The sequence below is a fragment of the Nocardia sp. NPDC056541 genome (assembly GCF_042794235.1).
Lineage (GTDB): Bacteria > Actinomycetota > Actinomycetes > Mycobacteriales > Mycobacteriaceae > Nocardia.
Window position 1 is genome coordinate 1 of record NZ_JBHTUD010000005.1, and the last position, 23,947, is coordinate 23,947.

Genomic DNA, 23,947 nt, shown 5'->3' on the forward strand with positions numbered 1-23,947 from the left:
TCCCTTTTTACCGCCCCCCCCGAGATGTCCGCGCGCCCCGGCCCGCGCCGCGACCCAACTGGGGGGTGGGAGCGCTGCCGCGGGGGGGGCCGCGCCCTGGGGGGCGGGGGCCGCCACGGCGACCAGCCCCGGCCCGAACCGATCCACGAGCATCCCCGACAGCAACGACGGCAGATACATCCCCGCGACGTGCACCGCGATCACGAATCCGGCCGCGCCCACCCCGTGCCCGTGATGCTGCATATGGACCGGCGTCATCGTCATGACCGCGGCCATCACCAACTGCGTCACCACCATCACCGTCGTCCCGGCCACGATCGGCGCCGACCACCGTGTCGGAGCTTGCGTCACGACCACCTCGCCGGGCGGTTCGGCAATCGCGCGGGCAAGCACAAGCGGGTCCGGCCGCAACATCACCCACAGCACAACGGCCGCCAGCACATACGCCACCCCGGACAGCACGAACGGGCCGGACAGCGCCGGAATGCCCCAGTTCACAGCCATATTCGACATCGGCGTCGTCAGATTCGGCCCCACCACCGCACCGACCGTCGTCGCCACCAGCACCGTACTGATCGCGCGCGCCCGATGCGCGGGCTGCGCCAGATCAGCACCGGCGTATCGCGCTTGCAGACTCGTCGCGGTCCCCGCCCCGTACACGATCAGCGACACGAACAGCAGCGCCAAGCTCCCGGTCACCGCGGCCGCCACCACCCCGATACTCCCCAGCGCACCGGTCAGATAGCCCAGGGTGAGGCCTGCCCGTCGACCCGCCCGCTGCGAAATCCGACCCACTCCGACCGCCGCCGCGGCCGACCCGACCGTGAACATCGCCGCGGGCAACCCCGCCAGTCCGGTCGATCCGAGCATGTCCTGCGCCAGCAACGCGCCGACGGTGATGCCGGCGGCAAGCCCCGCGCCACTGAAAATCTGCGCCGCGACCAACACGGCCAGCGTGCGCCGTTGCGCGGGATGCTCGCTCATGGCGTCATCATCGCGGCAGAGATGGACGCTGGTCCAGTCGTTCGGCGCAGAAAGGTCCAGTGACGACGAACCGGCCTCGTCGAGCAGCGTGAAGCTAGCGCAAGTACGGGCCCAGCTTGATATTCACCTCGGACCCGGCATCCTCGATCGAGGTGATCGGCCACACCCGACCGGGCTGCACCGTGCCCGCGGCCGTGGCATAACCGACCACGTCGAGTGCCGCGACCCCGTCATCGTCCTGCAGAATGCCGGCCTCGGTGCGCACCCCATCGGAGAACACCACATCGAACTCGTCGGCCATACGATCGGCGCGCACCACCACACCGGGGAACAGATGCGAATAGTCGACGATGATCCGTCCCGGCTCAGCGCGTTCGTTCATCGACGTCCTTTCCGAGTTCTGACCTCAGTGACCACACGGATCGGTGAGGTGCAACCCCTCGCTGACCTTGATCCGGCGATGCTCGGCGAGCACGATCCCGACCCCGAACAGCAGACACACACCGCTGAGGATTCCGGCGATCACCGCCCATCCGACGAACCCGGAACCGGCGGCCGTCAAGGTGGCCGCGAGCATCACGATGCCGACTCCGACGAGGAACAGCCCCGGCCAATTGAGCGAGTCCTGAATCGACTCACCCGCGTGTGAGCGCGTCGTGCGCTCGGTGTCGGGAAACTTGTGTTGATGGGGATCGATGTAGTCAGTCATGGCACGGCCTCCTTCCGACGAGAGCTCTCCGTTTTCGGCGCGTACCCCCGATTCAATCGGGCAAACGGGCAGAATCACTCGAGTTTTCCCGGACGAGCACGAAGAAGTACGGCTCGGGGAAATTGCGGTAGTCCATCAGGCCCAGCACGGTGTCGTCGTCGATCCGGCGGAACACATCGATGATCGGCAGATGGTCGTAGACCATCGCCGTGGTGACCACCCCGCGGTGCTCGACCGCCCGCAACCGAGCCCGATAACCACGGGCGCGCAACGCAGGTTTCAGCACCCCGAGCAGCCCCCGACCCCGGTCCACGACCTTGCTCGGCACCTTCCCGACCAGGCCCAATGGCACCCGTTGCGGATCGACGGCGAAAATATCGCCCGCCGGACCGCGAAACAGCAGCGGATGCACACTCTCGAGACCGTCGAACTGCTTGCCATACCACCCCGACGCGACGAGCAAGCCGTCCATCGGGTGCCCGGTGCCCAGCTCGCGACCACTCCATCGGCCGCTGAGCTGGGTCGCCGGCACCGGCGCGAGACTGTCGAACAGGTCCAGCGCGTCCTGTCGGGAACAGGCGGGTTCGAGCGCGGTAAGTCGGTCGATCGTCATGAAGATCCTCTCGCCTCAGGCGGGCAGTCGCAGCGCACCGGGCGCGGAAGCGGGCACAGCGGGCTGTTCGGGTGCTACCGGACTGATCCGCTGGTAGGCGGCCCCGAGATCCGGACGCGGATCCGGCTCGCCCTTGTTCGGCCAGAACGCCATCGCACGCTCGGCCTGGGCGGTGATGGTCAGCGACGGGTTGACCCCGAGATTGGCGGTGATCGCGCTGCCGTCGGCGATGTGCAGACCGGGATAGCCATAGACCCGCTGATACGGGTCGATCACGCCGGTCTCACGGGAGTCACCGATGGTGCAGCCACCGATATAGTGCGCGGTCGCGGGGATATTGAAGATATCGGTGGCGATATTGCCGGTGATGCCGTCGGACTCGGCGGCGTATCGGCGGGCGATGTCGTGCGCCATCGGAATCCACTCCGGGTTCGGCTCTCCGCTGCCCTGCTTGGTCACCAACCGCTTGCCCTTCAGGTAGGAGGTCAGCGAATTGTCCAGCGACTGCATCACCAGCAGGATCACCGACCGCTCCGAAGCACCGTGCGCATTCTGCGAACGCAGGAACTGCACCGGATGCAACACCATCGACAGCAACAACCGCAGGAACCGGAACGCACCACCGTCGATCATCGGCACGGTCTGCAAGAACAGCGCGTTCTGTCCCTTGCCGTAGGTGCACACCTCCACATGCGTCTGCGGTTCCGGGTGAATGGAGGACGTGATCGCCACGCCCTGGGCGAAATCACGCCGGGACTTACTGGTGACCCCGATGATCGCCTCGGAATTACTGCGGGTCAGCTCGCCGACCCGCGAGGACAACTCCGGCAACGTGCCGTCGCTGCGCAACGTGTGCAGCAACTTCTGGGTGCCCAGCGCCGCCGCCGCGAACACCACCTGCTGGGCGGTGAACGTGCGACGCTGCTTGCGCACCCAACCGTTGGACTGCACCGTCTCGACGCGATAACCACCCGCACCGTCGGGCGCCACCGACGTCACCGTGGTCAACGGATGCACCTGCGCGCCGTTGCTCTCGGCCAGGTGCAGGTAATTGAGCGTGGTGGTGTTCTTGGCATTGTGCTTGCAACCGGTGAAGCACTCAGAGCAGTGGATACAGCCCGCCCGGCGCGGACCCGCACCACCGAAGTACGGATCATCGACCTCGACACCTTCAGAACCCTCGTTGAAGAACACACCCACATGGGTGCGATGGAAGGTATCGGCGACCTTCAGATCCCGCGCGACCTGCAACAGCACGTCGTCCTTCGGCCCGACCCGCGGATTCTCGACCACGCCCAGCATCCGCGAGGCCTGGTCGTAGTACGGCGCGAGCTCGGACTTCCAGTCGGTGATGTGCGCCCACGCACGATCGCGATAGAACTCCGGCAGCGGTTCGTAGAGCGTATTGCCGTAGATCAGCGACCCGCCGCCCACGCCCGAACCGCTGAAGACCAAGCATTTGCCCAGCGCGCTGATCCGCTGCGGCCCCGTCAGGCCGAGGCGCGGCGCCCAGATGGCCTTGGGAATGTTCCAGTTCGTCTTCGGGAAGTCCTCGGCATCCCAGCGCCTGCCGGATTCCAGAACTCCCACCCGGTAACCCTTTTCGGTCAGCCGCAGCGCTGTGACGCTGCCACCGAAGCCGGAACCGACGACGATCACGTCGTAGTCGTAGTCACTCATCGCGACACCACCTCATAGTCGGCGGGATCGAACCGCGCCTGTTTCTTGTATTGGATTCCCAGTAGTGGCCAGTTGGTCGTGATCCGACCGTCGGCCTGGCGGTACCACGACGAGCAGCGACTCCACACGCTGCCGCCGAGCTGCGCCTGGATCCGCTCGTCATAAGCCTGCTCCACCTCCGGACGCACCGTCAGCGCGCGACCGGACGCCGCGAGATGGGCGACATAGTCGCCGAGGTACTTCGCCTGCGCCTCGAGGAAGTAGATGATCGAGCCGCCACCGGTATTGGTGTTGGGCCCGTACATGATGAACAGGTTCGGAAACCGCGGCACGGTCATGCCGTAGTAGGCGTGCGCGCCGCTGTCCCACTCCTGCGTCAGCTCCCGGCCCTGCGCGCCCGTGATCGTCATCGGCGCCAGGAACTCGGTGCTGGTGAAGCCCGTCCCCCAGATGATCACATCCACCTCGTGATCCCGCCCGTCCACGGTGCGCACACCCGAGGGTGTGATCTCGGCGATCCGCTCGGTGGTCACCTCCACATTCGGTTCGGTGAGCGCCGGAAGATAATTGTCGGAGAACAGAATTCGCTTACATCCGACCGGATAGTCCGGCCACACCTTCTCGAACAGGCCCGGCTCGGACTTGGTCTGCCTGCGCATGTGCCACTTCGACACAGCCTTGATCGCGGCGGACAACGCTTTGGAGTACACCCAGGCGACGCTGAGCCCTTCGACGACGCCGTACCAGGTGCCACGTTCGGCGAGCTCGGTCACCGGCAACTTCTCGAACACCCGGTGATGGCGAGTCGAGAACTCGCGATCGGGGCGCGGGATGATGTAGGGCGCGGTTCGCTGGAACAGCGTCAGCTTCTCGACCTGCCGCTGGACCTCGGGAACGAACTGGATCGCACTCGCCCCGGTACCGATCACGGCGACGCGCTTACCCGTCAGATCCACGTCGTGATCCCACTCGGCGGAATGGAAACTGGTGCCACCGAAGCTGTCACGGCCCTCGATGGCAGGTACCGAAGGCCGGGAGAGCTGGCCCACGGCCGACACCAGCACATCGACTACCACGGTCTCTCCGCCGCCGAGCCGGACCGTCCACTTCCCGGTCGCGTCGTCGAACGCCGCACCGAGCACTTCGGTGCCGAACCGGATATGGCGGCGCACATCGTATTTCTCGGCGACGTGCCGGATGTAGTCGAGGATCGCCGGTTGTCGCGAGAATCGGTGCGGCCACCGTGGATTCGGCTCGAAGGAGTACGAGTAGAACGGGGAGGGCACATCGCAGGCCGCACCGGGGTAGGTGTTCTCCCGCCAGACGCCGCCGACATCGTCGGCCTTCTCGAACACGACGATGTCGTCGAAGCCGCGCTTCTTCAGTGCGATGACAGCTGCCAGGCCACCGAACCCGCTACCGATCACTGCGATGGACGGGGTCATGAGGTCCCTTCGAGAACGAGGCGAGCACAGGTTTCGGGGTCGTCGCTGAACGGGAGGTGCCCGCAGCCGGGAAGGTCGACGTGCTGCGCGAACGGCAACACCACCCGCGCGCGGGCGCTCTGGGTGCGGTGTACGAGCACGATGTCGCGGGTGCCCCACGCGATCGTCACCGGGATCTCGCTCAGCGAGCCACGGTCGTCGCCGGGGTCGAGCACATAGTTGCCGAAGTCGTCGCGAGCAGCGGCGAAGGACGTGGCCCCCGCCAGCCCGGCCAAATCGGTGCGAGCGGCATCGGGATCGACGCGAACCGGGCGGCCGAACATGGACGAGAGCAGGACTACGCGGCCTGCGGGATGCTCGACCAGCCGGTCCAGTGCCGGTCCGGCGACCCGAGCGGCGCCACGCATGCTGGTGAGCAGGCCCTGCGTCCACCGCCGTCCCACCGGCCCGTAGAAGCCGACCGGGGAGAACGCGGTGACCCCGGACGCGACCCCGGCCCGGCCCAGTTCGAGGGCGATGCCACCGCCCATCGAACTTCCGACCACATGGGGGCGCCGAATGTCGTTGTCCGCCAACCACTGTGTGAGCCAGGTGGCGTAGCCACGCGGACCCGGTCGCACAGTGTCCAGCGCGGGTGAGTCACCGAAGCCCGGTAGATCGATCGCGATGACCTCGTGCTGCTCGGCGAGCAGATCGATGATCGGTGCGAAAACCTGCCAGCGGCTGCCGAGACCGTGCACCAGCACGATCGGCGTACCACTGCCCCGGCGGAGGTGAGAGATCTGCGTCATCGCAGCCCTTCGTCAATAAACAGTTACTGCGTACGGTTTCTTGATTGCACCAGCTCCATCGGCCGTCGTCAAGAGGTGACGGCCGACACTTTTCACTGAATCTACCGAATCTTGTCGGCAGCACGTACGATTTCTCAGGTGACCGTGCAACCTCCACGCCGCACCCAGGCCGAACGTCGGACATCCACCCGCGCCAGAATCCTGGCCTGCACCGCCGAATGCCTGCTCGAACGCGGCTACGCCGCAACCACCGTGAGCGCGGTCCAGGAACGCGCCGGACTCGCCCGCGGCACCGTCCAGCACCACTTCCCCACCAGAGCCGAACTGCTCATCGCCGCCACCACCCAGGTCGTCGACACCCGGCTCGAGAAATTCCGGCGCGAAGCCGAACTCCTCGCGCCCGGCCGCGACCGCCTGCAATCGGTCGTCGACCTCGCCTGGCGCGACCTCAACAGCCCCGCCTTCTTCACCGCACTCGACCTGTGGGTCGCCGCACGCACCGACACCGAACTCCGCGACCAGCTCGTCATCGAAGAACGTCGCGTATTCACCGAAATGCGCAGGCTCTACCTGGAAGTGCTCGGCGAACCGTACGCCTCGGATCCGCGAGCCGAAGTCCTCGTCGAATTCACCATCGACCTGCTCACCGGGCTCTCGATGACCGCCATGCTCACCGGCACACTCGGCGAACGCGAGGCGGTACTGCGCCGATGGAAGCGCGCGCTCGCCGTACTCATCGGACAGCTACCCAGCGAGGAACTGCTCGACGGAAGTCCACTGCCGGCCGCGTTGCACTGACCGCGCTCGACGTCGCTCCCCAACCAGGGCGCGACAGGCCCTAGTCCCCCGTCGTCTCGACCCCGGACAACCCGTTCCAGCACAGCGAGACAACGGTATCGACCGCATCGCCCTTCGGAATCGGACGACCCGTGTCCAGCCACTGCCGCGCCGCGAGATGGCTGGCACCGACCACGCCGAACGCACACGCGTAGGCACGGACATCGTCCATCCCCGCCGCGCGCAGCTCAGCGCTCACCAGCACTGCGCACTCGCCCATGGCGTTGCGCACCCGCCACCGCACACACGGCTCACTCGGCACCGGCGACTCGAAGACCAACGTGTGCCCGCCTGCGTCCTCGTCGACGAAGTCGAAATAGGCCAGCACCGCGCGACGCACCTTGTCCTCCTGACCGTTCGCGTCGGCCAGCGCATCGCGAATGCCGTCGACCATCCGGTCCAGATACCCCTGCAACACCGACAGATACAGATCGAGCTTGCTCGCGTAGTGCGTGTACAGCACCGGCTTGCTCATCCCGGCCCGAACGCCGATGTCGTCCATGCTCGCACCGTGATACCCGTGGGCCACGAAGACCGCACGCGCGGCGTTGAGCACCGTGAGCCGACGCTGGGTGCGGGCCGTTTCGGCGCTCTCGTCGGTCTGGATGTCATGGAAGAGAAGTGTCATGGCGCGTCCGGGGATTCGAGGGTGTTCACCATGTGAGCACCGGCTTGACCACAGTGCCCGCACGCTGATCGGCCAGCGCGGCGCCGACCTCGGCATGCGGATACCGGGCGATGAGTCGATCGGCCGGGAAACGACCGGCCGCGTACAGATCGAGCAGATGGGGAATGAAGGTGGCGGGCACGCTGTCGCCTTCGAGGCAGCCGCGAATCACCTTGCCGTGCAGCACGAGATCACCGACATCGATCGGCGGCGTACCGCGACCAAGACCCACCGCCACCACCGTCGCCCCCACCGCGAGCGCGGCGACGGCATCGGCGAGCACGGTGGCGATGCCGGTCGTGTCGAGCGCATGCGTCGCACCACCATCGGTGAGTTCCCGGATGCGCGCTGCCGTCGGCCCGTCGGCAGGATCCAGTGCGGCGTCAGCTCCCAGCTCGACGGCCAGTTCCCGCCGCGCAGCCGATGTTTCGACGACGACCACGCGCACGTCCGGAACTGTCCGGGCTGCGAGTAGACCCGCCATCCCGACCGCGCCCGCCCCGTACACGGCAACCCACGCACCCGGCTCCGGCCGCAAAGCGTTGAGCACCGCACCCGCACCGGTCTGGAAACCGCAGCCGAACGGCGCCGCCACCGTGAGGTCGATCGCGGGGTCGACCACGATCGTGTTGTCCTCGGTGCTCAGCGCGTAACCGGCGAAACTCGACTGACCGAAGAACCCGTCGAGAATCGGGGACCCGTCGACGAGTGCCCGGGGCGTGGCGTGCGCGCGTCGGCCGAACTGGTTGAGCGCGGTTGCCCGGTGGCAGTACGCAGGCCGGCCGGCCACACAGTTGCGGCAGGCACCGCAGTGCCGAAAGGTCAGCACGACATGATCGCCGGGCCGCACTGTGCGCACATCGGAGCCGACCGCCGCGACGACACCCGCGCCCTCGTGGCCCAGCAGGATCGGCCGATCCGCGGCGCCCGCGCGACGGCTCACCAGGTCGGTGTGGCAGATACCGGCCGCGACGATCCGCACCAGGATCTCGCCCGCGCGCGGCTCGTCGACCTCGATCGGTTCGATCGAGAACTCCGCGCCCGGATCGCGCGACAGCACCGCCGTCGTGCGCATCAAGAGACCCGTTCGAGCAGGAAGTAGAAGTATTCGCCGTGCGCGAGAACCAGTTCGGGTCGCCCGTTCATGATGCCCATCAGGGTGGTGTCGTCGAGCCACTTGAAGTGGTCGAACACCGCGCGACCGTCGTAGACCATGGTCGCGGTGACCTCACCGCGGAACTCGATGTTCCACAGCGTCGCTTCGCCCTGTCCCAGTTCGACATTGGAGAACAGGGTCCCGTCCTCGGCCCGGCAGATCAGCGGCTTCGCGTCGTCGAGAGCGTGGAAGTTCTTTCCATACCAGCGGCTCGCGGGCAGTGCGCGGCACAGGGGGTGACCGGTCTGAAAGGCGTCACCGCGCCACTCGCCGAGGATGTCCTCGGCCCGCGCCGGGCGTAGCCGGGTCCACAGCTGATCCAGCTCGGCGGTCGTCACACCGTCCGACTGCTCCTTGAGCTGCTGCCACCGTGGTTTGTCCGCGCTCATCAAGCCCTCGTCTCACAGAGTTCAGAACCATTCGGTTCACAGTGGACCATAGTTCCGAACCAGATGGTTCGGCAAGAGGTAGGATTCGGCGCATGCGTGCGGCAGGTCAGGCAACCAGGGAGCGAATACTCACCGCGGCGAAAGCGGAGTTCGCCGAATTCGGCATCGCCGGCGCTCGGATCAACCGCATCGCGGACGTCGCACACGCCAGCAAAGACCGGCTCTACGCCTACTTTCCCGGCAAAAACGAGCTCTACGCGGCCGTCACCGAACGCTGGACCACCGAAACCAGCAGCGAAGCGGCCATGTCCGCCGACGACCTACCCGCCTACGCCGGCCGACTGTTCGACCACTTCGTCGCCCACCCCGACAACGCCCGCCTACAAGCCTGGGCCGAACTCGAACCATCCGGCGACATGCCGCAAGCTCTGCGTCGCACCATCGACGCGAAGATCACCGAGCTCCGCCGCGGTCAGCACGAAGGCCTCGTCACCACCGATATCCCCGCCCCGATCATGCTTCGCATGCTCACCGATCTGACCCGCACCTCAGCCACCCATGCGAGAACGGGATCCACCGACGACGGTCGCCTGGCGGCGCAGCGCGCGGCGGTGGTGGCGGCCGTGGCGCGAATGGTCGCCCCGCCGTAGCAACCGGCACGCTCCCCCACTACGGCAGCCCCTGCCCCCTCCCCTCCTTGTGTTTTTGAAGGGTATTCAGGTGCATGGAGTCGACCATGATGGGTGACGAAATAACATGTTTAGATGCGCATATCGCAATATCGCGATTAATTATCTAGCCGGGAGACCCCTCGCAGAAGGTCGCCGGTAGCTCCACCTACGGCTGCCGTGATCGTCACCCGTTTCAAATACCCTCTGCCCCTTTGCTTGTGCGCTCCCCCGCTGCCGATCAGGCCATCCTCGAAGCCCACTCCCCCACCTCGTACAGTTGCCCGAATGAATGAGGATCTGCGCATCTGCTTCATCGGCGACTCCTTCGTCCAGGGAATCGGCGACCCGGAGTACCGCGGCTGGGTCGGCCGCGTACTCGCCGCGAGCGGGCCCGGTATCACCGCGTTCAACCTCGGCATCCGGCGCAATACCTCCGCTGATGTCCTGCGCCGCTGCTGGGGAGAGGTCGAGCCGCGCGTCCTGCCCGGGGCCGACAATCGTCTGGTGATCTCGTTCGGCAGCAACGACGCGGTCGTGGAGGACGGCAACGTCCGGGTGGGCAGGGCACAATGCCTCGACAACCTCGCGACCCTGCTGACCGAAAGCAGGGAGCGTGCGATCCATCCGCTGGTAATCGGCCCACCACCTGTCATCGACGGCGGCGCGGAGCACCTGCGGCGCACCGCAGAGCTCGCCGACGACATGGCGGAGCTGTGCGAATCACGCAAGGTGCCGTTCGTCGCCACCACACAACACTTGGCCGACGACCCCGTCTGGACTCGCGAAGCCAGGGCGGGCGACGGTGCCCACCCCGGCAGCGGCGGCTACCAGCGCCTGGCCGAGCTCGTCCTCGACAGCCGCTGGCAGTCCTGGATCGCCCGGCCCACCCCGTACGGTCTACTCCAGCAGGCCGAGACCGGTCAGGTCGCGGACATATTTGGCGATGAGATCCGCCGGTAGGTGCGGAATGTCGTTGTCGGAACCGAGCTGCGCGGCGCGGACGGCGGCGCGGAATCCCTCGGCGGGAAGAGCCGAGCCGGGCAGTGGACGACCGGGCCGGCGATAGGCGTCGAGCAGCGGGAGCAGGGTGTGTTTGCGCTGAGGTTCAGGGAGGGCCCGCAAGGCTGTTTCGAAGCGGGCGAACCACTCGTCGTAGCTGTCGATGCGATCGATGTGGCAGTCCGCGTCGATCAGCCAGTCGACGAAGACGTCGAGGGAGATGCCGTCGTCGTGCGGGTTCAGGACGTCGTAGGTGCGGTAACCGCTCGTAGCGGCGGCGCCGAGTTCGGTGACGGCCGTGGCGACGAAGTCGGCCGGTAGTCCGTCGTAGTGGGCGCGCTGTCGTTGCCCGGCAGAATCGAAGCGGTAGAACGACGTCGGCGCGAGACCGGTCACGAGCACGCTCAGCAAGAGCCGGGTGAAGACGTCGGGCACATTGAGCTGGCCACGGAAGTGACTGTGCGCCAGGATCATGTCCGAGCGGAACACCGCGACGGGCAGTCCGAACCGCTCAGCCGCCTCCCGCAGCAGCACCTCACCCGCCCACTTGCTGTTGCCGTAGCCGTTGGCATAGGAATCGTCCAGCCGGCGGACCGGGCTCATGGTTCGCACGTCACCGTCTTCGGCGAAGGACTCCCCCTGCGCCGCGACGGCCACCGTCGACAGGTAGCTCACCGGCTTGCGCGTCGTTGTCAGCGCCAGCCGGATGATCTCGGCGGTGCCCACCACGTTCGGGCCGAACAGCTGTGCATACGGGAGCATATGGTTCACCAGTGCCGCGGAGTGCACGATCAGATCGACCTCGGCGGCCAACCGGTCCCATGTCAGCTGTGGCAGACCGAGATTCGGTTCGCCGATGTCGCCGGGCAACACTTCCAGCGTGTCCTTCGCGAGGAGCTGGAAATGGGTGTCGAGCTCGCTGTCACTGGTGAACGCCGCGTCGAGGCGCTCGCGAGCGGCGATCACATCGCCGCCGCGGACCACGCAGATCACCTTGCCGCCCCGAGGGGCGAGCCGTTCCAGCCAGGTCAGGAGGAGGAACCGGCCGAGATAGCCGTTGGCGCCGGTGATCAGCACCGTCCGCGCGGGTGCCGCGGCAGGCACCTGTGCCGTCGCGGTGACATCCAAGAACTTCTCGAGTGTCAGATCCGCAGCGCGAATCTCGGCCGCATCGATACCGTGTACCGCATCGGAATCGGTTCTGTGCGTGCCTGGTTCGCGTTCACGGCGCACGTAGTCGGCGATGCGCGCCAGGTCGCTGTCCGGCCCGAGCAGCACATTCACCGGCACATCCACCGCTAGCAATTCCCGCAGCAGAGACGAATACGACAGTGCTGCCAGCGAATCGCCGCCGAGATCACCGAATCGCGCATCGGGTCGCAGATCTGCCGAATCGCCGCCGAGCACCGCGCCGGCGGCGCGAACGACGGTCTCGTACACCGGTAGGCCGGGCGCATCGCGACGCAACCGCTGCAGTTCGTCTTCCTGACCCCGTGCCAGGTCCGCGTAGAGCTTCTCGAGACGCTCGCCGTACCGCTGTTTCAGCTTCGGGCGCAACAGTTTCCCGACTCCGGACAAGGTCCCGTCGGTCGATGAGAACGGCTCGGTCTCGATGATGAAGTCGCGCGGAATCTCGTACGGCTCGAGCCCAGCCGACACGGCGGCGCGGTGCAGCGACGAACTCACCGCGGCGCGCAACCCGTCGGCAGGTCCCGCGAACGCGGCGTCGGTGGGCACCACGACCGCCAGCAGATAGGACCGTTCGCTGCTGCCGTACACATAGATCTGGCGCACCAGATCGGCGCCCGCGAACACCGCTTCCAGCCGCGATACCGTCACGAACTCGCCCTGGGACAGCTTGAGGACATTGTTGCGGCGGTCGACGTAGGCCAGCCGGTCCGGCGCCAGCTCCGCGACCACGTCGCCGGTGCGGCAGAAGCCGTCGGCGTCGAAGACCTCGGCGGTCACCTCCGGGCGGCGGTAGTACCCGGCGATCATCGTGGTGGTCTTGAGCAGCAATTCCCCACGCGGATACGGCTTGTCGGTAGCGAAATAGCCGAGTTCGGGCACGTCGACGAGTTTGTAGTCCAGCACCGGCGGGCGCATCACCTTCGTATCGAAGATCACCCCACCGCCGGTCTCGGTGGAGCCGTACCCGTCGTGCAGGCGCAATTGCAGCACCGATTCGACGAAGGTGCGCAGCTCGGGGGCGATCGGCGCGCTGCCGCACAGCGCCGACATCAACCTGCCACCCAGGAACTGTTCACGCAGTTCGGTTCTCACCGTCTCGGTCGCCGCCTCGCCGCGTTCGGCGACCTCATGGCGGAAGCGCTGCATGATCATGTCGCACACCCGCGGCACCAGGAAGATCTCGGTAGGCCGCACGAGCGTGATGTCGGTGAACAACGTGGACAGGTCCGGCGCCGCCGCGAAGAACGCGGTGCCGCCACGGGCGAGCACGCTGTTGAGGGTGAGGCGGGCCGCGATATGGCTCATCGGCAGGAAGTTGACATTGATCGCGGCCAACGGCCGCGCGGGCTGCCAGCCGACCGCGACCAAGCGCTGGGTGTACATCGCGCCCTTGGGCGTACCGGTGCTGCCCGAGGTGTAGATCAGCAGGGCGAGGGGGTCTTCGCCGTCGGCGGGCACGCTCAGCGCAGCCGCATCGGCGAGCCGACCCTGTGCGACGATGTCGGCGAGCGTGCTCGGCACCAGGGCCGATCCCCCCGCACGCAGACGGGCACGGGCCGCGTCGAGCGCATCGCGGTGATCGTCGTCGTCGGCGTGATGGTCGAACACGATCAGCGAACGTGGTGTTGCGCCGGCGAGTATCGCGTCGACGGCGATGGCCAGGTGGGCAGTGTCGACCGCGAACACCGTCGGCTCGGTCTCGTCGAGGATCGAATACAACTGTTCGAGGCCCGCGCCCGCCTGCAACGGCACCGCGACCCCGCCGACATGGATCGTGGCCAGATCGAGCACGGTGTAGTCGGCGCTGGTGAACCCGAGCACCGCGATGAAATCCCCCGCGACGACACCGTCACTGTGCCAGGCGGCGGCGAGCGCGCGGGTGCGCTCCCACACCTGCCCGTAGGTCAGTACATCGAACTCCGGCAACAGCTTTCGAGTCCGCCGTCCGCCCGACTCGACCAATTCGGTCCGGCGCGAGCCGAGCGCCGGGCGCTCGGCGTAGGCGGTCATGACGGTCTCGACGATGCGCGCCGTCGCGAGCCCGGGGGTCGTCACGATGGCGTGTACGTCCTCGGCGGGACGCGCCGCACGGATCTGCCCGTCTTCGGCGTAGAGCGCCTTGATGCGATCGGCCGGCTGCCCCGCGGCGAGCTCGACGGTCATGCTTCGCACTTCCGGATGCCTTGCCACGCTTCGCGTCGCGCGGACTCGGGGTCGACCAGCACGCGCGGTGGATGGTCGATGATGGAGGTCGTCCGGCGTTCGGCGGTGTAGGGGCTCCAGGGCGGCAGCGGCCGGCCGGTGCGGGCGAAGCTGAGCCAGTTGTCCTGGATATGGTCCTGGACCGCCAGGAACGCCCGCCTGCCGCCCGCCGCTGTCATCGCGCGGCCGACCGGTCCGTCGACCCAGCCGAAAACAGGGACGAGTTCGAGCGCGTGGGTGGCGCCGAAACCCGCCAGATGCAGTGCGCGCGGGGCGTAGTCGTACCGGTAGGCGTAGGTGGGGGCATAGCGGCTGTGGCCTTCGAGGACGGCCAGCGTCGGACGCAGGAACAGGTGGTCCCCGCCGACGCGCACCGCGGTCCGCGCGGCCGGGTAGCCGGGGTATCGGCTGGTCACCGCTTGTTCGGCGCCCGGTTCGTAGCGTCCGAAGATGGTCGTCAGCTGCTCGGGGGTGTGCGGCACCGCCTTGGCGAAGCGCTGGAACAGCGTCGCCTCGTCGCGGTTGGTGCCGATGATCAACGGCACCGGATGCGCCCGGCCCGCCGCGATCGCGTCCACGGGCATTTCCGGCAGGAAGTCGCCGTCCGCGACCGGGGCGTAGGGAAAGCTGCCCGGATTCTCGTGCAGCGCCCGGCCCAGCGCGCGGTCACCCGCCCGGCCCAGTTCCTTCGCTGACACGGTGCTCAGGACGGTCGCGGCGTCGGCCGGTGCGGCGCCGAGCCGGTCCAGGCAACGGCGGGCGAAGGCGCGCGCCTCGTCCGGAGTCGAGGTCCAGTCTGCCGGGGCGCTCTGCGCGATCGCCCGATGGAACAGGCCGCGGGCGGCGGGGGTCGCCAGCAGGCTGACCACCGCGTGTGCACCCGCCGATTCACCGAAGATGGTGACGTTGTCCGGGTCACCGCCGAACGCGGCGATATTGCGGCGCACCCATTCGAGTGCCGCGACCTGATCGCGCAATCCGAGGTTCGACTCGAAAGGTCTCTCCGATGTGGAGAATTCGCTGAAATCGACATACCCGAGCGCACCGAGCCGGTAGTTCACCGACACCACGATCACGTCTCCCCGCGCGGCCAACCGTGCGCCGGAGTACATGCTCGATGTGCCGATCAGGTAGCCGCCACCGTGGAAGAACACCATGACCGGGCGCGGTGTCGACGAGGGCGTCACCGGAGCGGTCACATTGAGCGTCAGGCAATCCTCCCCGGTGGGTTGCCAGGTTCGCGGCCCCACGCGGGCACCGTTGGGGTTCTGCACCGCGGCGAAGCCGAACTCGGTCGCCGATCGCACCCCCGTCCACGGTCGAACGGGCTGGGGAGCACGCAACCGCAACGCTCCGATGGGTGGGGCCGCGTAGGGCAGGGCACGCCAGCGGGCGATTCGACGACCCGCACGACCGCGCACGACTCCGTCGGCGCTCACGATCTCGGTGGACAACATCCCCCGAATGTACCTGGTACCGACGGTACCGCGCAGATGGTTCCGTCGGCGAACTGTCTCGAAACCGCATCGGGGCCGCCGACTAGACTGGGCCGATGACCGGCGTGGATCCGGAAGCAGCCCCGGCAGCGGCGGCCCACACCCCCGATATCGCCGCGCTCGACCGCCTGGTTTCCACCTGTCGCGCCTGTCCCAGGCTCGTCGCCTGGCGCGAGGAGGTCGCCGTCGTCAAACGCGCGGCCTTCCGCCACGAACAGTATTGGGGTCGACCGGTACCGGGCTTCGGGCCCGCCGACGCGCGAATTCTCGTAGTCGGCCTCGCTCCCGCCGCCCACGGCGGCAACCGGACCGGGCGCATGTTCACCGGCGACCCGAGCGGCAACGTCCTGTTCGGCGCACTGCACGCGGTCGGTCTGGCCACCGGCGCGCACCCGGTCAGCCGCGACGACGGGATCGAACTGCTCGATACCCGGCTCACCGCACCGGTGCACTGCGCCCCGCCGGAGAACAAACCGACACCCGCAGAGCGGCAGCGCTGCGCGCCTTTCCTCAGCCGGGAACTGGAGCTGCTGCGCGCGACGCTGCGGGTGATCGTCGTTCTCGGCGCCTTCGGCTGGCAGGCCCTCTTTACCGTCCTGCTGGCAGGGGGCTGGAACGTGCCACGCCCACGTCCCCGTTTCACCCACGGCGCACAAGTCGTCATCACCCATCCCGACGGCCGATCGGTCACCGTGCTCGGCAGTTACCACGTGAGTCAGCGCAATACCGCTACCGGTCGGGTGACTCCCGCGATGATCGAGGACGTCCTGCTGCACGCGAAGACGATCGCCGAGTCCTGACCGGAATTCGCGACCCGGTCACCTAGGATCGAACAGTGCTGACTGTGTACACGATCGGCCATTCCACGCGGACCCACGGACGAATTCATTGATATTCATCCATTTCCCCTCGACACCGTTCGGCACCAGTTCACTGCGATGGCAGGAGATCCGACGATGAGTTCGCTGGCAATGAGCACACTGGATGTCTCCAGATGGCAGTTCGGTATCACCACGGTCTACCATTTCATCTTCGTCCCGCTCACCATCGGACTCGCACCGCTCGTCGCGGGAATGCAGACGGCGTGGGTGATCACCGGAAAAGAACACTGGTACCGACTCACCAAGTTCTTCGGAAAACTGTTTCTGATCAACTTCGCCATCGGTGTCGCCACCGGCATCGTGCAGGAGTTCCAGTTCGGGATGAACTGGAGTGAGTACTCCCGGTTCGTCGGCGACGTCTTCGGAGCGCCACTGGCTTTCGAAGCGCTGGTCGCCTTCTTCCTGGAGTCGACTTTCCTCGGATTGTGGATCTTCGGCTGGACTCGCCTGCCCAAACTCGTTCACCTCGCCACGATCTGGATCGTCGCGATCGGTGTCAACGCGTCGGCCTACTTCATCGTCGCCGCCAACTCGTTCATGCAGCACCCGGTCGGCGCGAAATACAATCCCGAGACCGGACGCGCCGAGCTGGACAGCATCTGGGCGCTGCTCACCAACAACACCACCCTCGCGGCGTTTCCCCATGTGGTCGCCGGCGCGTTCTTGACCGCGGCGACCTTCGTGGTCGGCATCGCGGGCTGGTTCATGGTGCGCAACGTACGCAGTGGTGATGCCACGAAACTCGACGAAGCCAAGACCATGTGGCGCCCGGCGGCGCGTGCGGGCATGTGGGTGATCGCCGCGTCGATCGTCGTGGTGGGTCTGACCGGCGATATCCAGGGCAAGATCATGTTCGAACAGCAGCCGATGAAGATGGCGTCGGCGGAATCGCTGTGCCACACCGAGACCGATCCGAAGTTCTCGATCCTCACCGTCGGCACGCACAACAACTGCGACAGCGTCACGCATCTGCTGGAGGTTCCCTATGTCCTGCCGTTCCTGGCCGAGGGCAAGTTCACCGGCGTCACGTTGCAGGGTGTGGAGGATCTGCAGAAGTCCTACGTCGAGGACTACGGGCCCGGCAACTACCGGCCCAACCTCTTCGTCACCTACTGGGGCTTCCGCGGCATGATCGGCCTGCTGGCCGGACCGGCACTCTTGCTGCTGGCCGGACTCTGGATGACCCGCGGCGGCCGAGTTCCCGACACACGCTGGTTCTCCTGGCTGTGCCTGATCGCCATCCCGACCCCGTTCCTGGCCAACAGCGCGGGCTGGGTCTTCACCGAGATGGGACGTCAGCCGTGGGTGGTGGTGCCGAACCTGACCGGCGACAAGACCATTCGCATGACGGTGGCGCAAGGCGTCTCCGATCACGCACCGGCAACGGTCATCTTCTCCCTCGCTGTCTTCACGCTGCTCTACGGCGCGCTGGCGGTGGTCTGGTACTACCTGATGCATCGCTACACCGTGGTCGGGCCCGAACCAGGGCCGACGGCGTCCGATGACGAGTTCGGTCCCGATGACGACGGCGGTGGCGGCAGGCACCGCGCCGAACCCGTCGAGCCGCTGTCCTTCGCGTACTAGGAGACGACGATGAGTCTGCAGCAATTCTGGTTCGTGTTGGTCGCCGTGCTGTTCACCGGCTACTTCATCCTCGAGGGCTTCGACTTCGGCGTCGGCATGCTGATGCCGATCCTCGGTAAGGGTTCCGATGTGCGCAGGCGCGTCGTGCTCAACACCATCGGCCCGGTGTGGGACGGCAACGAAGTCTGGCTGATCACCGCGGGCGGTGCGATGTTCGCGGCGTTTCCCGAGTGGTACGCGAGCTTGTTCTCCGGGTTCTATCTGGCCCTGCTGTTGTTGCTGGTCGCGTTGATCCTGCGAATCTGCGCGATCGAGTGGCGATCGAAGATCAACTCGCCGAAGTGGCGGGCCTGGTGCGACATCGGTATCGGCATCGGCTCGTGGATTCCGGCACTGGCGTGGGGCTGGGTGTTCGCCAACCTCGTGCGCGGGGTACCGCTGAACGAGAAGCGACAGGTCGTCGGCTCGGTGTGGGATCTGCTCAGCCCCTACGCGCTGCTCGGCGCGGCGACCACGGCCATCCTGTTCGCCCTGCACGGCGCGATCTTCCTCGCGCTCAAAACCGGTGGTGAAGTCCGCGACGATGCCCGCGTATGCGTGCGGATCCTGTTCGTGCCCACGGTGGCGATCGTCGGCGGGTTCGGGCTCTGGACTCAGCTCGCCTACGGCTCCGGCTGGACCTGGGCCGCGCTCGGCGCGGCCGTGCTCGGCCTGGTCGTCGCCGGTGGGGCCACCGGCGCGGCCCGTGACGGCTGGGCGTTCATCGGCACCACCGTCACGATCGCCGCGGCCACCATCCTGCTGGTCGGCTCGCTCTACCCGAACGTGATGCCCTCGACGATCGACCCCGCGTTCGATTTGAACATCCACAACGCCTCCTCCAGCCACTACACCCTCCAGGTGATGAGCTGGGCAGCGGTCCTGTGCACCCCGGTGGTCCTGATCTACCAGGGCTGGACCTACTGGGTCTTCCGCAAACGACTCACCGTCGAACAGATTCCCGAACCGACCGGGCTGCCGCTCTCGAAATAGGCTGTCGGCAACTGCGCAGTGTGAGGGCCTGCCGAGTAGGCGGATCGCCGGCAGGACAGGCTACGCAAACGCGAAACCCTCGCGGCGCCTACGTGTATCAGCGCATCGGTAGCCGGCCGCGTTCAGCGTAGGGGTGCCGCGGACGAGTTCACGGAACGCCCGAGATCGCGAAGCCGGCCGGCAAGACGCGCTCTGACGTCCGGCCAGTCTTCCACCGTGATCGAGAACAGCACAGAGTCGCGAATGGTGCCGTCGGCCCGCCGGGAATAGCGGCGCAGTGTGCCTTCGTACCGGGCGCCGAGGCGCGCGATGGCCTGTTGCGAACGGTGATTGCGAACATCGGTTTTGAGCTCGACGCGACCGGCACCCAGCGTGTCGAACGCATAGCCCAGGAGCAGCCACTTGGCCTCCGGGTTCACCCCGCTCGCCCACACGCCCGGGGCGAAGAGGGTGGCGCCGATCTCCAACCGGGCGTCCCGCGCTCGGGTTTCGAGATAGGAGGTCATCCCGACGATCGCACCGACCGGGTGGCCGGCGATGGCCCGGCGCGTTCGGACAATCCACAGATGGTTCTCCGGCGTCGCGTGCCACGACCGCAGGAACACCTCGAGTTCCTGTCGATCGCGCGGACGAAACGGAATGTGGGCCCACACGACATCGTGCTCGAGCACCGCGAACAACTCGGCCGCGTCCGCTGCCGGATCGACCGGGCTCAACCGCACTGTCTCACCGACGAGTTCGGCATCCGGGGCAACCGGCCACTTCAGCTCCGGCCACACCTCATCGGTCGGCCGCGGGTCCGGCACCGGATCGAAACGCTGCACGTCGGCAAGACCATCCTGAGGCACAGCGCGATCATAGACCGGCGTCGATCACGTTCCCCGGCGCTGGATCGCCCGCGGCAGCGTGCCGCTGCGCTAGGCGATCAGTTTCGCGCTTTTCAGCCAGTCGTAGGCGACGTCGGCGGGGTCTTCTCCGTCGATGTCTACGCGGCCGTTGAGTTCTCGCATCAGGTCGTCGGTGAGCAGTTCGGAGATCGTGCCGAGAAGTTCGCGCAGTACGGGGTTGGCGTCGAGGACGGGGCCCCGGACGACCGCGGTGCCGCTGTAGGGCAGGAAGAACTTCTTGTCGTCGTCCAGGACCACCAGGTTCAGGTTCTTGACGCGGCCGTCGGTGGTGTAGACCATGCCGAAGTGGCAGGGAGAGTCTTTGGCGGTCGCGGTGTAGACGACGCCGGCGTCCATGCGGGTGACGTTGCCCGCGGGCACACCGTTGGGATCGTTGTAGGGGATGCCGTATTTCTGCAGCATCGGAATGAAACCATCCGAGCGACTGAAGAATTCGTCGTCGACACAGAACGTTCGTTCGGCAACCGGCAGCGCGGCCACGTCCGAGAGTGACTTCACGCCGAGTCGCTGCGCGGTCGGTGTCGACGCACCGAACGCGTAGGTGTCGTTGAAGTTGGACGGGGGCAGCCATTCCAGGTCGTAGTCACGCTTTTCGACATCGTGGACGCGCTGCCACAGCTCCTGCGGGTCCACGATCGTCTCGGTCTCGTTGTGGTAGTTGACCCAGCCGGTGCCGGTGTATTCCCACAGCACGTCGGCGTCGCCGTTGAGCTGGGCCTGCCGTGACGAGGCCGATCCCGGCGCGCCGGTCAGATCGGTGACCGAGGCCCCCGCCGCGGCCAGGTAGGTCGCGGTGATCTTGCCGAGCAACACCCCCTCGGTGAAGCTCTTCGAGGTGACGACCAATTTCGCGCCGTCGAGGGGACGTTCGCCGCCGGGCAGGCTCGCGTCGTGGAAGGTGCCCGACGAGCTCACCAGGCCACACCCGGCGAGCAACGACAGCGTCGCGACCAGCGCGGTAATCAACGGGACTCGCCTCATGAGACACCTCGTGGGGTCGCGGCCAGTTCGACGAGTCGGCCGAGCCAATCGATGATCAACGCCAGCAACCCGACGAGCACGGCGCCGGAGATGAGCAGCTTGGGCAGGAACAGGGTGACACCGGTCGTGATCAGCGTGCCCAGGCTGGTCGCACCGATGAAGGTACTCAGCGTCGCGGTGCCGACCAAGATGACCAGCGCGGTGCGCACGCCGTTGAGGATCACTGGCACGGCCAGCGGCAATTCGACCTGAACCAGCGTCCGCCCGGCCGAGAAGCCGATGCCGCGAGCGGCCTCGATGGTGCGGTGATCGACCTGCCGTAGCCCGACGATCGTGTTCTGCAGGATCGGCAGGATCGCGTAGACGACGAGACCGACGACCGCCGTGCGGAATCCGGTGCCGAGCCAGAAGGTGAACAGCACGAGCAGTCCGACGGCGGGCGCGGCCTGACCGATATTGGCGATGTTGACGGCGATCGGCTCGAACCGCTGCAACGCGGGCCTGGTCAAGGCGATGCCGAGCGGAATCGCGACCACCACCACGATCAGCGTGGCGACCACCGTGAGCCGGATGTGCTCGAGGATCGTGGTCTGCAGATTGGCCCAGCCGAGCGAGGCCTGTTCGGTCGCGGTGAACGTCGACGACTGATACCAGAGCACGTATCCGATGCCGATCACGACGATGATGAGCGGTTCGAACCACACATCGATCGGGACCCGGCGCAGTCGGTTCATGCCGGTCCGGCCGATCCGTGTTCGTCGTCGGCGGCGACGACCGGGGTGGGTGTGGGATCGGAACCGTCGACGTAGGTTTCGTAGGACAGGTCCTCGGCGGCGGCGTGCCCTTCGGCGAGCTTGGTCTGGATCACGTCGGTCACCGAGCCGATGTTCAGCGAGCCGACTACGGCGCCGCGACCGTCGGTGACCAGGGTCGCCCCCTGACTGGCGGCGAGCATGGCGTCGAGCGCGTCGTTGAGGGTCGAGGACTGCGCGACGACGGGCAGCCGGCGATCGAGGTAGTCCGAAACCTCCGGCTTGCTCGCCACTTCCGGCAGCGAGGGCCACGACCGCGGCCGCCCCGCGTCGTCGACGACCACCACCCAGGTGTGTCCCGCGGCTTTCGCCCGCCCGATCACGACCTGCGAGGATTCGCCGATCTTGGCGGTGGTCACCGGGTCGACCTCCACATCGCGGACCCGAGACACCGTGAGATAGGCCAGTTTCGCGCCCGATCCGACGAACTCCTCGACGAACGGCGTCGCCGGGTCGGTGAGGATCTCCTCCGGTGTCGCGTACTGCTCGACGTGTCCGCCCTCGGACAGGATGAGCACCTTGTCACCGAGTTTGGTGGCTTCCTCGAAGTCGTGGGTGACGATCACGATGGTCTTGCCGAGTTCGTGCTGGATCGCGATCAGACTGTCCTGCAGGCGAACCCGGGTGATCGGGTCCACCGCGCCGAACGGTTCGTCCATCAGCAGCACCGGCGGGTCGGCCGCGAGCGCGCGGGCGACGCCGACACGCTGCTGCTGGCCGCCGGACATGTCCTTGGGCAGACGGTCGGCGAAGGTCGCGGGGTCGAGACCGACCAGATCCAAAAGATATTCGGTGCGTTCGGCGATTCGCTTCTTGTCCCAGCCGAGTACCCGCGGGATCGCGCCGATGTTCTTGGCGACCGACCAGTGCGGGAACAGCCCACCGGACTGGATGACATAGCCGATCGACTGCCGCAGCTTGTCGGGATCTTCGCGGGTCACGTCACGTCCGCCGATGAATATCCGGCCCTCGGTCGGCTCGATCAGCCGGTTGATCATCTTGAGCGTGGTCGTCTTACCGCAGCCCGAAGGTCCGACGAACGCGACGATATTACCGGCCTCGATCTCGAGGTCCAGACGTTCGACGGCGGGGGTGTCCTGGCCCTTGTACCGCTTGACGACCCCGTCCAAGGTGATGGAATCGCCGGTCACGTTGCGCTGGGGCGCGGTCGGCGCGGGCTGGCTGGTCACATCGGTCATCACAGTCCCTTGGCAATCGTGAGGCGTCCGAGCAGGACGAGGAGCGCGTCGAAGACCAACGCGATGGCAACGATGAGAATGGTTCCGGTGAGCGCCATTTCGAGCGCGTTGGCCCCGCCGAGACGCGACAGGCCGTTGAAGATCAGCGAGCCGAGGCCGGGCCCGAGGACGTAGGCCACGATCGCGGCGACACCGACGATCATCTGGGTCGAGACCCTGATGCCAGTGAGGATCACCGGCCAGGCGATCGGCAGCTCGACGGTGAGCAGGATCCGCCAGCGCGAAAGTCCGATGCCGCGCGCGGATTCGACGACCGTGGCAGGCACCGATCGCAGCCCGACGATCGCGTTACCGATCACCGGCAGGGCCGCGAAGAACGCCAGCATGATGAACGACGGCACCACACCGAGGCCGAACGGGACCAACAGCAATGCCAGCAGTGCCAGCGAGGGGATCGTCAACGCGACCCGGCTCGAGGTGAGGGTCAACGCCGATGCCAGCGGCAACCGATACACCGCCACCGCGATGAGGATCGCGACGACGGTGCCGACCAGCACGGTCTGAAAGGCCAGCGACGCATGCTGGTAGGTGAGGAAGGTCAACACCTCGCCTCGGTCCTGGACATAGCTCCACAAATTCACGGCATTCCCATCGTCGGACTGGGCCAGTGGGTACCTGTTCGCGCGTGATCAACGGTCGAATGTGCCGTCGAAGGATAGT

General features: G+C 66.8%; 23 protein-coding genes. 6 read left to right on the top strand and 17 right to left on the bottom strand.

The features are described from left to right. The 7 genes from ACFQ9R_RS09935 to ACFQ9R_RS09965 all read right to left on the bottom strand — a co-directional run. Nucleotides 1-984: MFS transporter (locus ACFQ9R_RS09935; RefSeq protein WP_378990028.1), on the bottom strand; the 984-nt coding region annotated here is incomplete at its 3' end. A 94-nt stretch (nt 985-1,078) separates the two neighbouring features. Next, nucleotides 1,079-1,366 (bottom strand): hypothetical protein, encoded by a 288-nt coding sequence (locus ACFQ9R_RS09940; protein WP_378990031.1) that lies wholly within the window; start codon nt 1,364-1,366, stop codon nt 1,079-1,081. Nucleotides 1,367-1,390: 24 nt separating this feature from the next. Next, the gene (locus tag ACFQ9R_RS09945) at nt 1,391-1,693 is read right to left on the bottom strand and encodes a hypothetical protein (protein WP_378990032.1); all 303 of its coding nucleotides are present in this window, start codon (nt 1,691-1,693) and stop codon (nt 1,391-1,393) included. A 52-nt stretch (nt 1,694-1,745) separates the two neighbouring features. After that, complete coding sequence (locus ACFQ9R_RS09950) at nt 1,746-2,306, bottom strand: DUF4334 domain-containing protein (protein ID WP_378990033.1); 561 nt, start codon at nt 2,304-2,306, stop codon at nt 1,746-1,748. A 15-nt stretch (nt 2,307-2,321) separates the two neighbouring features. Next, nucleotides 2,322-3,986, bottom strand: a complete 1,665-nt coding sequence (locus tag ACFQ9R_RS09955) for a GMC oxidoreductase (RefSeq protein WP_378990034.1) — start codon at nt 3,984-3,986, stop codon at nt 2,322-2,324. After that, entirely contained in the window at nt 3,983-5,431 is a 1,449-nt protein-coding gene (locus ACFQ9R_RS09960) for a flavin-containing monooxygenase (protein ID WP_378990035.1), read from the bottom strand. The genes ACFQ9R_RS09955 and ACFQ9R_RS09960 overlap by 4 nt, the downstream gene beginning before the upstream one ends. Further along, nucleotides 5,428-6,222 carry an alpha/beta fold hydrolase gene (locus ACFQ9R_RS09965; protein ID WP_378990036.1) on the bottom strand — a complete coding sequence of 265 codons (795 nt, stop codon included), beginning with the start codon at nt 6,220-6,222 and terminating at the stop codon, nt 5,428-5,430. The genes ACFQ9R_RS09960 and ACFQ9R_RS09965 overlap by 4 nt, the downstream gene beginning before the upstream one ends. A 138-nt stretch (nt 6,223-6,360) precedes the next feature. On the opposite strand from ACFQ9R_RS09965, the gene ACFQ9R_RS09970 reads away from it, so the two are divergent. Next, complete coding sequence (locus ACFQ9R_RS09970; protein ID WP_378990037.1) at nt 6,361-7,020, top strand: TetR/AcrR family transcriptional regulator; 660 nt, start codon at nt 6,361-6,363, stop codon at nt 7,018-7,020. A gap of 40 nt (nt 7,021-7,060) precedes the next feature. Here the strand turns inward: ACFQ9R_RS09970 and ACFQ9R_RS09975 are convergent, their stop codons facing one another. The 3 genes from ACFQ9R_RS09975 to ACFQ9R_RS09985 are packed head-to-tail and all read right to left on the bottom strand — an operon-like array spanning nt 7,061 to nt 9,271. Continuing rightward, on the bottom strand, nt 7,061-7,687 hold the full coding sequence (locus tag ACFQ9R_RS09975) for a TetR/AcrR family transcriptional regulator (protein ID WP_378990039.1): 627 nt from the start codon (nt 7,685-7,687) through the stop codon (nt 7,061-7,063). Nucleotides 7,688-7,712: 25 nt separating this feature from the next. Beyond that, a complete protein-coding gene (locus tag ACFQ9R_RS09980) occupies nt 7,713-8,801 on the bottom strand; it encodes an NAD(P)-dependent alcohol dehydrogenase (RefSeq protein WP_378990040.1) in 1,089 nt (362 codons plus the stop codon). After that, complete coding sequence (locus ACFQ9R_RS09985; protein ID WP_378990041.1) at nt 8,801-9,271, bottom strand: DUF4334 domain-containing protein; 471 nt, start codon at nt 9,269-9,271, stop codon at nt 8,801-8,803. Before ACFQ9R_RS09985 ends, ACFQ9R_RS09980 begins: the two co-directional genes overlap by 1 nt. A gap of 92 nt (nt 9,272-9,363) precedes the next feature. Between ACFQ9R_RS09985 and ACFQ9R_RS09990 the strand changes: the two genes are divergently transcribed. Beyond that, nucleotides 9,364-9,921, top strand: coding sequence for a TetR family transcriptional regulator (locus ACFQ9R_RS09990; RefSeq protein ID WP_378990043.1), 558 nt, complete (start codon nt 9,364-9,366; stop codon nt 9,919-9,921). A gap of 306 nt (nt 9,922-10,227) precedes the next feature. Further along, entirely contained in the window at nt 10,228-10,902 is a 675-nt protein-coding gene (locus ACFQ9R_RS09995) for a GDSL-type esterase/lipase family protein (protein ID WP_378990044.1), read from the top strand. Here the strand turns inward: ACFQ9R_RS09995 and car are convergent. Both car and ACFQ9R_RS10005 read right to left on the bottom strand, forming a co-directional pair. Beyond that, on the bottom strand, nt 10,840-14,295 hold the full coding sequence (gene car, locus ACFQ9R_RS10000; RefSeq protein WP_378990045.1) for a carboxylic acid reductase: 3,456 nt from the start codon (nt 14,293-14,295) through the stop codon (nt 10,840-10,842). The genes ACFQ9R_RS09995 and car overlap by 63 nt on opposite strands. Continuing rightward, entirely contained in the window at nt 14,292-15,791 is a 1,500-nt protein-coding gene (locus tag ACFQ9R_RS10005; protein ID WP_378990046.1) for a carboxylesterase/lipase family protein, read from the bottom strand. Before ACFQ9R_RS10005 ends, car begins: the two co-directional genes overlap by 4 nt. A gap of 95 nt (nt 15,792-15,886) precedes the next feature. Between ACFQ9R_RS10005 and ACFQ9R_RS10010 the strand changes: the two genes are divergently transcribed. The 3 genes from ACFQ9R_RS10010 (at nt 15,887) to cydB (ending at nt 19,327) form a co-directional block, all read left to right on the top strand. After that, on the top strand, nt 15,887-16,630 hold the full coding sequence (locus ACFQ9R_RS10010; RefSeq protein ID WP_378990047.1) for a uracil-DNA glycosylase: 744 nt from the start codon (nt 15,887-15,889) through the stop codon (nt 16,628-16,630). 171 nt (nt 16,631-16,801) lie between these two features. Further along, the gene (locus ACFQ9R_RS10015; protein WP_378990420.1) at nt 16,802-18,295 is read left to right on the top strand and encodes a cytochrome ubiquinol oxidase subunit I; all 1,494 of its coding nucleotides are present in this window, start codon (nt 16,802-16,804) and stop codon (nt 18,293-18,295) included. A 9-nt stretch (nt 18,296-18,304) separates the two neighbouring features. Next, nucleotides 18,305-19,327 carry a cytochrome d ubiquinol oxidase subunit II gene (gene cydB, locus ACFQ9R_RS10020; protein WP_378990048.1) on the top strand — a complete coding sequence of 341 codons (1,023 nt, stop codon included), beginning with the start codon at nt 18,305-18,307 and terminating at the stop codon, nt 19,325-19,327. 122 nt (nt 19,328-19,449) lie between these two features. On the opposite strand, the gene ACFQ9R_RS10025 is transcribed toward cydB, so the two are convergent. The 5 genes from ACFQ9R_RS10025 to ACFQ9R_RS10045 form a co-directional block, all read right to left on the bottom strand. Further along, nucleotides 19,450-20,175: a GNAT family N-acetyltransferase gene (locus ACFQ9R_RS10025; RefSeq protein ID WP_378990049.1), complete on the bottom strand. Its 726-nt coding sequence runs from the start codon at nt 20,173-20,175 to the stop codon at nt 19,450-19,452. 69 nt (nt 20,176-20,244) lie between these two features. Further along, complete coding sequence (locus ACFQ9R_RS10030; RefSeq protein WP_378990050.1) at nt 20,245-21,216, bottom strand: glycine betaine ABC transporter substrate-binding protein; 972 nt, start codon at nt 21,214-21,216, stop codon at nt 20,245-20,247. Continuing rightward, a complete protein-coding gene (locus tag ACFQ9R_RS10035; protein ID WP_378990051.1) occupies nt 21,213-21,950 on the bottom strand; it encodes an ABC transporter permease in 738 nt (245 codons plus the stop codon). The genes ACFQ9R_RS10030 and ACFQ9R_RS10035 overlap by 4 nt, the downstream gene beginning before the upstream one ends. Then, nucleotides 21,947-23,227 (bottom strand): ATP-binding cassette domain-containing protein, encoded by a 1,281-nt coding sequence (locus ACFQ9R_RS10040; RefSeq protein WP_378990053.1) that lies wholly within the window; start codon nt 23,225-23,227, stop codon nt 21,947-21,949. The genes ACFQ9R_RS10035 and ACFQ9R_RS10040 overlap by 4 nt, the downstream gene beginning before the upstream one ends. Then, nucleotides 23,227-23,868 (bottom strand): ABC transporter permease, encoded by a 642-nt coding sequence (locus ACFQ9R_RS10045; protein WP_378628901.1) that lies wholly within the window; start codon nt 23,866-23,868, stop codon nt 23,227-23,229. Before ACFQ9R_RS10045 ends, ACFQ9R_RS10040 begins: the two co-directional genes overlap by 1 nt. Nucleotides 23,869-23,947: the final 79 nt, after the last annotated feature.